The sequence below is a fragment of the Variovorax sp. 01T439_2 genome, assembly GCF_056398445.1.
Map to the genome: position 1 here is coordinate 1 of NZ_JBFTPJ010000528.1, position 10,303 is coordinate 10,303.

10 protein-coding genes and 2 pseudogenes are annotated in these 10,303 nt (G+C 68.7%); all 12 read left to right on the forward strand.

All coding sequences use genetic code 11. The features are described 5' to 3' along the window. Positions 1–273 (forward strand): molybdopterin dinucleotide binding domain-containing protein (locus AC1DOC_RS22300; protein ID WP_478130503.1); only part of this gene is annotated, 273 nt, incomplete at its 5' end. Between the two features lie 83 nt (positions 274–356). Beyond that, positions 357–704 (forward strand): winged helix-turn-helix domain-containing protein, encoded by a 348-nt coding sequence (locus tag AC1DOC_RS22305; RefSeq protein ID WP_018906443.1) that lies wholly within the window; start codon positions 357–359, stop codon positions 702–704. A gap of 113 nt (positions 705–817) precedes the next feature. Continuing rightward, positions 818–1,501: a molybdate ABC transporter permease subunit gene (modB, locus tag AC1DOC_RS22310; protein WP_015866845.1), complete on the forward strand. Its 684-nt coding sequence runs from the start codon at positions 818–820 to the stop codon at positions 1,499–1,501. 29 nt (positions 1,502–1,530) lie between these two features. Beyond that, positions 1,531–2,280 (forward strand): molybdate ABC transporter substrate-binding protein, encoded by a 750-nt coding sequence (gene modA / locus AC1DOC_RS22315; protein ID WP_478079326.1) that lies wholly within the window; start codon positions 1,531–1,533, stop codon positions 2,278–2,280. Continuing rightward, positions 2,277–3,071: an ABC transporter ATP-binding protein gene (locus AC1DOC_RS22320; RefSeq protein ID WP_015866843.1), complete on the forward strand. Its 795-nt coding sequence runs from the start codon at positions 2,277–2,279 to the stop codon at positions 3,069–3,071. Before modA ends, AC1DOC_RS22320 begins: the two co-directional genes overlap by 4 nt. Before the next feature lie 19 nt (positions 3,072–3,090). After that, on the forward strand, positions 3,091–3,660 hold the full coding sequence (locus AC1DOC_RS22325; protein ID WP_015866842.1) for a DUF3305 domain-containing protein: 570 nt from the start codon (positions 3,091–3,093) through the stop codon (positions 3,658–3,660). Continuing rightward, the gene (locus AC1DOC_RS22330; RefSeq protein WP_478130504.1) at positions 3,653–4,330 is read left to right on the forward strand and encodes a DUF3306 domain-containing protein; all 678 of its coding nucleotides are present in this window, start codon (positions 3,653–3,655) and stop codon (positions 4,328–4,330) included. Before AC1DOC_RS22325 ends, AC1DOC_RS22330 begins: the two co-directional genes overlap by 8 nt. After that, positions 4,249–6,231 (forward strand): 4Fe-4S dicluster domain-containing protein, encoded by a 1,983-nt coding sequence (locus tag AC1DOC_RS22335; RefSeq protein ID WP_478130505.1) that lies wholly within the window; start codon positions 4,249–4,251, stop codon positions 6,229–6,231. Before AC1DOC_RS22330 ends, AC1DOC_RS22335 begins: the two co-directional genes overlap by 82 nt. Continuing rightward, positions 6,228–6,690: pseudogene (locus AC1DOC_RS22340) on the forward strand (TorD/DmsD family molecular chaperone). Before AC1DOC_RS22335 ends, AC1DOC_RS22340 begins: the two are co-directional and overlap by 4 nt. A 111-nt stretch (positions 6,691–6,801) precedes the next feature. Continuing rightward, positions 6,802–7,032, forward strand: coding sequence for a hypothetical protein (locus tag AC1DOC_RS22345; protein ID WP_015866839.1), 231 nt, complete (start codon positions 6,802–6,804; stop codon positions 7,030–7,032). Between the two features lie 15 nt (positions 7,033–7,047). Beyond that, the gene (locus AC1DOC_RS22350) at positions 7,048–10,038 is read left to right on the forward strand and encodes a formate dehydrogenase subunit alpha (protein WP_478130506.1); all 2,991 of its coding nucleotides are present in this window, start codon (positions 7,048–7,050) and stop codon (positions 10,036–10,038) included. 9 nt (positions 10,039–10,047) lie between these two features. Then, a pseudogene (locus AC1DOC_RS22355) lies at positions 10,048–10,303 on the forward strand (formate dehydrogenase); the annotation flags it as partial.

Sequence of the window (10,303 nt, forward strand, 5' to 3'; positions counted from 1 at the left end):
GGCCTGGAGGCCGGCGACGTGATCACCGTGCAGTCGCGCCGCGGCGAGGTGGCCATCCACGTGCGGCGCGACGACGGCACGCCCAGCGGCGCGGTGTTCGTTCCCTTCGCCTACTACGAGGCGGCGGCCAACCTGATGACCAATGCCGCGCTCGATCCCATGGGCAAGATCCCGGAGTTCAAGTACTGCGCGGTGCGCATTGCGCGCGGCGGCCAGCCGATGGCGGCGGCCGGCTACGGCACCGGCTCCGGCGTGCTCGCGGCGGTGGACTGAGGGCGGGGCGGCGAGGGCAGGGGGTCATGGTTTAACCTTGGCGCCAAGCTCCTCCCGCACCGTTCCTTCGCATCACCACCGGCATGAAAACCAGAGTCCAGTTCCGCCTGCGCATCTACAGGGACGACAGCATCGCCTTCGGCCCCGGCAAGGTCGCCGTGCTGGAGGCGGTGGCGGAAACCGGCTCGATCTCTGCCGCGGCGCGCCAGCTGGGCATGTCGTACCGGCGCGCCTGGATGCTGATCGATGAGATGAACAACGCCCTGAGCTCCCCGGCCGTGAACACCGCGGCCGGCGGCTCGCGCGGCGGCGGCACCGCGCTCACGCCCGTGGGCGAGGAAATCGTCAAGCACTACCGCGCCATCGAGAACGCCGCACGCCTGGCCACGGCGGCCGACGTGCGCGCGCTGACGCGCCTGCTCGCACCCTGAGCTCTGTTCCCCGCGCTGTATCCGAAGGGATATCGGCGCCATCCTCCCGCACCCGCCACGCATGCCTCTTCAGGGGGAAGCGCCTGTTCGTGCAACAATTGCGTTGTATCTTCATGAATACGACGAACTCCCTCATCGCCTCGGCCGACTGGTTTCCGCTGGTGCTGTCGCTCAAGGTGGCTGCGGTCGCGACCCTGCTGGCGCTCGTGGCCGGCGTGGCGCTGGGCTGGGTGTTCGCGCGCAAGCGCTTTCCGGGCCGCACGGTGCTCGAGGCGGTGTTCATGCTGCCGCTGGTGCTGCCGCCCACGGTCATCGGCTACGCCATCCTGGTGGCGGCCGGGCGCCACAGCCCGCTCGGCAGCTGGCTGCGCGAGCATTTCGACTACAGCATCATCTTCAGCTGGCATGGCGCCGTCGTCGCCTCTGCCGTGGTGGCGCTGCCGCTGGTGCTGAAGTCGGCCAGCGCCGCCTTTGCGGGCGTGGACCGCTCGCTCGAAGCCGCCGCCAGCACGCTGCGCCAGTCGCCGTTCTCGGTGTTCCTGCGCGTGACGCTGCCGCTGGCCTGGCCCGGCATCCTGGCCGGCACGCTGCTCGCATTTGCGCGCGCCATGGGCGAATTCGGCGCCTCGCTGATGGTGGCGGGCTCCATTCCGCAGCAGACCCAGACCCTGTCGATGGCCATCTACGACGCGGTGCAGGCCGGGCATGACGAGCTCGCGCTGCTGCTGGTGGTGGTGACTTCGCTGCTGTCGGTCACCGTGCTGGTGCTGTCGAACCGCTTTTTCTCGCTGCGCTGAGCGCCTTACCCCCAATCTGGAAACCAACCATGCGCGCGTTCCACCTCCTGCTTCTTGTCCTGGCGATGGCGCTGCCGCTCGCTGCGGCGGCCCAGCAGATCACCGTGTCCGCGGCCGCCAGCCTGACGGACGCTTTCAAGGAACTGGGGCCGAAGTTCGAGGCCGCGAAGCCGGGCGCCACGGTGCGCTTCAATTTCGCGGCCTCGGGCGTGCTGCTGCAGCAGATCGGGCAGGGCGCGCCGGTCGACGTGTTCGCAAGCGCCGACCAGGAGACGATGGGCCGTGCCGCCGAGCAGAAGCTCATCGATGAGGCCACGCGCCGCAACTTCGCAAGCAACGCCCTGGTGCTGATCGAACCGGCCAGGAACGCGGTCGGCGTCCAGTCGCTGCAGGACCTGGCCGGCGCGGGCGTCCGGAAAATTGCCGTGGGCAAGACCGCCACCGTGCCGGTCGGCCGCTACACGCGGCAGGTGCTGGAAGGCGCGGGGCTCTGGAGCGTGCTCGAGCCGAAGTTCGTGCAGGCCGACAGCGTGCGCCAGGTGCTCGACTACGTGGCCCGCGGCGAGGTCGAGGCCGGTTTCGTCTACCGCACCGATGCGGCCGTGATGAGCGAGAAGGTCCGGGTCGCCTTCGCGCCAACCACCGCCACGCCGGTGAGCTACCCGGTCGCGGTGGTGGCCGACAGCCGCCAGAAGGCGCTGGCCGGCGATTTCGTGGCGTTTCTTTCCAGCGACCCGGCGCGCGAGGTGCTCGCGCGCCACGGCTTCGGCAAGCCATGATCGACGTTGACCTGAAGCTCACCGTCACCGATGGCGCCCGGCGCTTCGACCTGGCGGCGCGCTTCGCGACCGACGTGCCTTTTGCCGCGCTCTACGGCCCCTCGGGCGCGGGCAAGACGCTCACGCTGCAGGCCATCGCGGGGCTGCTGCATCCGTCCGCGGGCCATGTGCGGCTGGACGGCCGCACGCTCTACGACTCGGCCCGCGGCATCGACGTGCCGGCGCCGGCGCGGCGCATCGGCTACCTGTTCCAGAACTACGCGCTGTTCCCGCACCTGTCGGTGCGCGAGAACGTGGCCTTCGGCCTGACCGCCTGGCACCGGCGCCGGCTGCCGCCGCGCGAGGCCGAGCGGGTGCAGGCGCTGCTCGAAGGCTTCGGCCTGGCGGCGCTGGCCGACAGCCGGCCGCAGAAGCTCTCGGGCGGCCAGCAGCAGCGCGTGGCGCTGGCGCGCGCGCTGGCCTGCCAGCCGCAGGTGCTGCTGCTCGACGAGCCCTTTGCCGCGCTCAACCCCATGCTGCGCAGCGAACTGCGCCAGGAACTCGCGCAGGTGCGCCGCCAGTGGGGCATTCCGGTGCTGATGATCACGCACGACATCGAGGACGTGCTGGCGCTGGCCGACGTGGCCTTCGTCTACAGCGACGGCCAGGTGGTGCGCGAGATCGACCTGCACAACGCGCAAAGCCGCGATTTCGCGCTGCGCGAGGCGGGCGGCGTGCCGGCCGCCGAGGCTTCGCCGCTGCATCGCAAGCTGCGCGGCCTGCTGCTGCAGGACGCAACCGGCCGCGGATGACCCTCGGCGCGAAGGCGGCATGCGGCGGCGCTACGATCGCCGCATGAATCCTTCCATCGATGTTGCCGTCGTGATGCGCCGCGAGCGCGTCGAGAGCCGTTGGCAGTCCTGGCGCTGGATTCTCGAAAGCGTCGGCCCCGACCAGCCCGGCTTCGGCACCGAGCCGCGCCTGCTCGAGGCGAACGAGAGCGCGCAGCGCTGGCTGCACCCCGGCTTCAAGACCGAGCTGTTCCGCGACGACGTGGAGGGCTACCACCTGAATGCCACCACGCCCGCGCCCTGCTGGTTCGTGCTGTGGCGCATGGAGGAAGAGTCCACCATTGCCGACGAGCCGATCGCGCGGCCGGTGGTGGTGAGCCTGAGCTACAACGAGGCTGGCCGCTGGCTCGACGCGCAGGAAACGGTGGAGCAGGTGCCCGCGCCCGAGGAGGTGATCGAGTGGATGCGCGGCTTCGTGCAGGCGCATTACGTGATCGAGCCCAAGCGCCGCAAGCGGCCCGAGAGTTTCCGCCCGCTGGTCGACCGCTTCGGCAATGCGGCCAGCGTGTCGACCGAGAAGAAACGCGGACGCGGAGCGGGCGATGTCTGAGAATTTCTTCGGCCGCTGGTCGCGGCGCAAGCAGGAGGCGCGCGACGAGGTGTTGCCGCCTCCCGCCGCGCAAGAGGTGCAGGAGGCGGCCGCCGCGCGCATCGATGCGGCAGCGCCCCTGCCCGCGGCGGCTGGCCCGGAAGCCGGCCCGTCCTCCGAAGCGCAAGCGGAAATCCCCCCGCCCACGCTCGCCGACGCACAGGCGCTCACGCCCGAGTCCGACTTCCGGCCCTTCGTGGCCAGGAACGTCGCGCCCGAGGTCAAGAACACCGCTTTCAAAAAGCTCTTTGCCGACCCGCAGTTCAATGTGATGGACGGCATGGACACCTACATCGACGACTACTCCCGGTCGACGCCCATCCCCGACAGCGTGCTGCGCCAGATGGCCAGCGCCAAGTTCCTCAGGCTGTTCGAGCACGAGGAAGAAGCCGAGGTGCAACAGGCACCTGCAGTACCCGCGGAAACCCCGCAAGCCGCCGCGCCGCCGTCGGCGCGGCGCTGGCTGAGCCGCTGCCCCTTCATTCCACGCTGTGCCGCCGCGAGGCGCCGGCCTTCCAGCGCGCCATCCGCTCGGGCGACGAGGTGGTGGTGGCCTGCACGCAGGAGCGCCGGCTGTTCACCGAGCTGGCCGAACAGACCGAGGGCGCAACTTCGCCGATCCGCTTCGTGAACATCCGCGAAACCGGCGGCTGGAGCCGCGACGCCAAGAGCGCAAGCCCCAAGATCGCCGCGCTGCTGGCCGTGGCCCATCTGCCCGAGCCCGATCCGGTCTCGACCGTGAGCTACGCAAGCCAGGGCCGGCTCCTGATCGTCGGCCCGCTCGACGTGGCCGAGAAGGCCGCGGCGCTGGTCGCCGATTCGCTGCAGGTCTCGATCTTCTCCACCGGCCCGGGCGCGGCCGGCGGCGCGCAGGAACGCCGCTGGCCCGTGATGGCCGGGCGCATCGCATCGCTCACCGGCTGGCTCGGCGCTTTCTCGTTGAAGTGGACGCGCGACAACCCCATCGACCTGGACCTGTGCACGCGCTGCAATGCCTGCCTTGGCGCCTGCCCCGAGCAGGCGATCGGGCTCGACTACCAGATCGACCTGGCCAGGTGCACTTCGCACCGCGACTGCGAAAAAGCCTGCAGCGTGGCCGGTGCGATCCACTTCGGCCGCGCGCCCGAGGCGCTCGATGCCGAGTTCGACCTGGTGCTCGACCTGGGCGCGAACGCGCTGATCGACTGGCATGCGCCGCCGCAAGGCTACTTCCACCTGGCGGGCGGGCTCGCGCATGCGGAGGGCCTTTCGACCGTGCTGCGCCTGCGCGAACTGGTGGGTGAATTCGAGAAGCCGAAGTTCTTCGACTACAAGCAGAAGCTCTGCGCCCACAGCCGCAACGAGGTGGTGGGCTGCAACGCCTGCGTCGAGGTTTGTTCGGCGCACGCCATCTCGAGCGACAAGGAGCGCCAGCGCATCGTCGTCAATCCGCAGCTGTGCRTGGGCTGCGGCGCCTGCACCACCGTGTGCCCGACCGGCGCGCTGGGCTACACCTACCCGCGCACGCCCGACCAGGGCCGCAAGCTGCGCACGCTGCTGGCCACCTACCTTGGCGCCGGCGGCCGCGACGCCACGGTGCTGCTGCACAGCGAAGAGGGCGGGCAGGCGCTCGTCGAACAGCTCGGCCGCGCGGCCCAGCTGGGCCGCGGCAAGCGCGACGGCCTCGGCGGCGTGCCCGCGCATGTGCTGCCGGTGGCGTTGATGCACGTCGCGAGCACCGGCATCGACCTGTGGCTCAGCGCCATTGCCTTCGGTGCCTCGCAGGTGGCCGTGCTCGCCACCGGCCAGGAAGCGCCGCAGTACCTCGATGCGCTGAGAAAGCAGATGGCCGTCGCGCAGGCACTGCTCACGGGGCTGGGCTACACCGGCACGCATTTCCACCTGGTCGAGGCCGGCACGCCGGCCGCGCTCGATGCGGCCCTGGCTGGCCTGCGCGCCACGCGCCAGCGCGTGCCCGCCACCGCGGCGCGCTTTGCCGTGGGCGCCGAGAAGCGCGGCACGCTCGAGATGACGCTCGACCACCTGATGGAACAGGCGCCCGCGTTGTCGGCGCCGCCTGCCGATGCCGCCGCCGCAGCGCTTGAAATTGCGCTGCCCGCCGGTTCTCCCTTTGGCGCGGTCACGGYCAACAAGGACAGCTGCACGCTGTGCCTGGCCTGCGTGAGCGCCTGCCCTGCGAGCGCGCTGCAGGACAACCAGAATGCGCCGCAGCTGCGCTTCATCGAGAAGAACTGCGTGCAGTGCGGGCTGTGCGCAACCACCTGCCCCGAGAACGCGATTGCGCTGGTGCCGCGCCTGCTGGCCGCGCCCGAGCGCAAGCAGCCCGTGCTGCTCAACGAGGCCAAGCCCTGGGCCTGCATCCGCTGCAGCAAGCCCTTCGGCACGCAGAAAGCGATCGAGGCGATGCTCGGCAAGCTCGCGGGCCACGCCATGTTCCAGGGCGAGGCACTCGAGCGGCTCAAGATGTGCAGCGACTGCCGGGTGATCGACCTGTACAGCGCGCAGAACGAAATGAAGATCACGCAGCTATGAGCCAGTTTCCTCCGATGACCTCCGCCCTCGACGAGGAAATTGCGCGCGCCGAGGTCTACGGCCTGCTCGCGCGCCTCTGGTATGCGGCGCCCGATGCCGAGCTGCTCGGCGCCTTCGGCGTGGCGCCCACCGAGGCGCCCGCGGCCGGCGCCTTCCTCGAGGAGCCGTGGCGCCAGCTGGTCGGCGCAGCGCGCGGCACCGACGCGGCCGCGGTGCATGCCGAGTACGACGCGCTCTTCGGCGGCATGGGCAAGCCCGAGATCTACCTGTTCGGCTCGCACTACCTGAGCGGCTTTCTCAACGAAACAGGCTTTTTTCGCCACCCATCTGCAGCCGTGGCTGCCGGCGCTCTGCGACGCAGTGGCCCAACATCCGAAGGCGCATTTCTATGCGTCGCTGGCCGGCTTCACCCGGGCCTTCGCCGAGGTCGAGGTCCAGGGCTTCGACATGCTCGGTTAACCTTTTTCAAAGGAAGAGCTTGATAGTCGGGAATAAGGGTCTCGACTAGTATCCAGATGTATGCAAATCAGTTCATATCTGGTTTTGCCCCCAGCCACTCCTGGAGATCACATGCAGGACAGCCAAGCGGTCGGCAACAAGCCGGCCTCGCGTCGAGGTTTCTTTCTAGGTGCCGCCGGCGCCGGTGCCGCGGTTGCCGCGGTTTCGGTGCTCCCCAAGGTCGCGCCGGCCCCCGCGGCCGTCGAGGCCGTTGCGCCCGCGGCGAAGCCCGCGCCTGAAAAAGGCGGCGGCTATTCGCTGAGCGAACATGTCAAGCGCTACTACAAGACCGCTTCGGCCTGAAGCGGAACGCCCAAGATGTTGTTGACCAAGAAAACAGCCCCCGCGAACAGCGTCTCGCGGCAAGGGGAGCGCGAGTCGTCCTCCCCGTTCATCCACAGCCTGCGGCGCGGCCTTTCGGGCGCGCTGCCCACCATGGACCGGCGTGCCTTCCTGCGGCGCTCCGGGCTCGGCGTGGGCGTGGGCCTGGCCGCGGGCCAGCTCACGCTGATGCGCAAGGCCGAGGCGGCCGGCGAAGCACGGCCCACGGCGGTAGGCGCCGGCAAGGTAGAGATCAAGCGCACCGTGTGCTCCCACTGCTCGGTCGGCTGCGCCTCCGATGCGGTGGTCGAGAACGGCGTCTGGGTGCGCCAGGAGCCGGTGTTCGATTCGCCGATCAACCTCGGCGCGCATTGCGCCAAGGGCGCCGCGCTGCGCGAGCACGGCCACGGCGAATACCGGCTGCGCTATCCGATGAAGCTGGTCAACGGCAAGTACGAGCGCATCAGCTGGGACACCGCGCTCGACGAGATCACCGCCAAGCTCAAGGAACTGCGCCAGGCCAGCGGGCCCGATTCGGTCTACTGGATCGGCTCGTCCAAGCACAGCAACGAGCAGTCCTACCTGCTGCGCAAGTTCGTGAGCTTCTGGGGCAGCAACAACTGCGACCACCAGGCGCGCATCTGCCACTCGACCACCGTTGCCGGCGTTGCGAACACATGGGGCTACGGCGCCATGACCAATTCGTACAACGACATGCGCAACGCCAAGGTGGCGATGTACATCGGCTCCAACGCCGCGGAGGCCCATCCGGTCAGCATGCTGCACATGCTCCATGCCAAGGAGAACGGCTGCAAGATGATCGTGGTCGACCCGCGCTTCACGCGTACCGCGGCCAAGGCCGACGAGTACGTGCGCATCCGCTCGGGCTCCGACATCGCCTTCCTGTTCGGCATCCTGCACCACATCTTCAAGAACGGCTGGGAAGACAAGCAGTACATCAACGACCGCGTCTTCGGCATGGACAAGGTGCGCGAGGAAGTGCTGGCCAAGTGGACGCCCGACAAGGTCGAGGAGGCCTGCGGCGTGAAGGAGGCGCAGGTGCTCAAGGTGGCGACCTGGCTCAACGAGAACCGCCCCGGCACCGTCGTGTGGTGCATGGGCCAGACGCAGCACACCATCGGCAACGCGATCGTGCGGGCCTCGTGCATCCTGCAGCTGGCACTCGGCAACGTGGGCAAGTCGGGCGGCGGCACCAACATCTTCCGCGGCCACGACAACGTGCAGGGCGCCACCGACGTGGGCCCGAACCCCGATTCGCTGCCCGGCTACTACGGCATCGTCGAAGGCTCGTGGAAGCACTTCGCCGCCACCTGGGGCGTCGACTACGAATGGATCAAGGGCCGCTTCGCGTCGCCCGCGATGATGACCAAGCCCGGCATCACCGTGTCGCGCTGGATCGACGGCGTGCTCGAGAAGAACGAGCTGATCGACCAGGACTCGAACCTGCGCGGCGTGTTCTATTGGGGCCATGCGCCCAACTCGCAGACGCGCGGCCTCGAGATGAAGCGCGCCATGGACAAGCTCGACCTGCTGGTGGTGGTCGACCCCTATCCCTCGGCCACCGCCGCCATGGCGGCCATGCCCGGCAACCCCGACGACCTCAACAAGAACCGCGCCGTCTACCTGCTGCCCGCGTGCACGCAGTTCGAGACCAGCGGCTCCGTCACGGCGTCGAACCGTTCGATCCAGTGGCGCGAGAAGGTCATCGATCCGCTGTGGGAAAGCCGCAGCGACCACATGATCATGCAGCAGTTCGCCGACCGCCTGGGCTTTGGCAAGGAACTCAGCAAGAACTACAMGATGCAGAAGGTCAAGGGCATGGACGAGCCCCTGCCCGACGACATCCTGCGCGAGATCAACAAGACCTGCTGGGCCGTCGGCTACACCGGCCAGAGCCCCGAGCGGCTGCAGGCGCACATGCGCAACATGGGCGCCTTCGACGTGCGCACGCTCAAGGCCAAGGCCGGCGTGAAGGACAAGGCCAACGGCTATGACCTCACGGGCGACTACTTCGGCCTGCCGTGGCCCTGYTACGGCACGCCCGAGTTCAAGCACCCGGGCTCGCCCAACCTCTACGACACCTCCAAGCATGTGATGGAAGGCGGCGGCAACTTCCGCGCGAACTTCGGCGTGGAGCGCGACGGCAAGAACCTGCTGGCCGAGGACGGCTCGCATTCGCTGGGCGCCGACATCACCACCGGCTACCCCGAGCTCGACCACGTGCTGCTCAAGAAGCTGGGCTGGTGGGACGAACTCACCGAGGCCGAGAAGCCCAAGGCCGAAGGCAAGAACTGGAAGACCGACAGCTCGGGCGGCATGATCCGCGTGTTCATGAAGAACCACGGCTGCCATCCTTTCGGCAATGCCAAGGCGCGCGCAGTGGTCTGGAACTTTCCCGACGCGATCCCGCAGCACCGCGAGCCGCTGTACGGCAACCGGCCCGACCTCATGGCCAAGTACCCGACGCACGACGACAAGATGGCGTTCTGGCGCCTGCCCACGCTCTACAAGAGCGTGCAGCAGAAGAACATCGCCGACAAGGTGGCCGAGAAGTTCCCGTACGTGATGACCTCGGGCCGCCTGGTCGAATACGAGGGCGGCGGCGAGGAAACCCGCTCGAACCCCTGGCTCGCCGAGCTGCAGCAGGAGATGTTCATCGAGATCAACCCCAAGGTCGCGGCCGAGAAGGGCATCCGCAACGGCGAGCGCGCCTGGGTGCACACGCCCACGGGCGCCAAGCTCAACGTGCAGGCCCTGGTGACCGAGCGCGTGGGGCCCGACACGGTCTTCATGCCGTTCCACTTCTCGGGCCATTGGCAGGGCGCCGACATGCTCGGCTACTACCCCGCCGGCGCAGCCCCCGTGGTGCGCGGCGAGGCCATCAACACCGGCACGACCTACGGTTATGACAGCGTGACCATGATGCAAGAGACCAAGACCACGGCCTGCAACGTAGAAAAGGCATAAGGAGGCACCATGGCACGAATGAAATTTGTCTGCGACGCGGAACGCTGCATCGAATGCAACGGCTGCGTCACGGCCTGCAAGAACGAGAACGAGGTGCCCTGGGGCGTGAACCGCCGCCGCGTGGTCACGCTCAACGACGGGGTGCCGGGCGAGAAGTCGATCTCGGTGGCCTGCATGCACTGCTCCGACGCGCCCTGCATGGCCGTGTGCCCGGTGCAGTGCTTCTACCGCACCGAAGAAGGCGTGGTGCTGCACGACAAGGACG

Coding starts and splice junctions, on each gene's coding strand:
- AC1DOC_RS22345 (WP_015866839.1), top strand. CDS start 6,802: ATGCAGGACAGCCAAGCGGTCGGCAACAAGCCGGCCTCGCGTCGAGGT.
- AC1DOC_RS22305 (WP_018906443.1), top strand. CDS start 357: ATGAAAACCAGAGTCCAGTTCCGCCTGCGCATCTACAGGGACGACAGC.
- modB (WP_015866845.1), top strand. CDS start 818: ATGAATACGACGAACTCCCTCATCGCCTCGGCCGACTGGTTTCCGCTG.
- AC1DOC_RS22325 (WP_015866842.1), top strand. CDS start 3,091: ATGCGGCGGCGCTACGATCGCCGCATGAATCCTTCCATCGATGTTGCC.
- AC1DOC_RS22330 (WP_478130504.1), top strand. CDS start 3,653: ATGTCTGAGAATTTCTTCGGCCGCTGGTCGCGGCGCAAGCAGGAGGCG.
- modA (WP_478079326.1), top strand. CDS start 1,531: ATGCGCGCGTTCCACCTCCTGCTTCTTGTCCTGGCGATGGCGCTGCCG.
- AC1DOC_RS22320 (WP_015866843.1), top strand. CDS start 2,277: ATGATCGACGTTGACCTGAAGCTCACCGTCACCGATGGCGCCCGGCGC.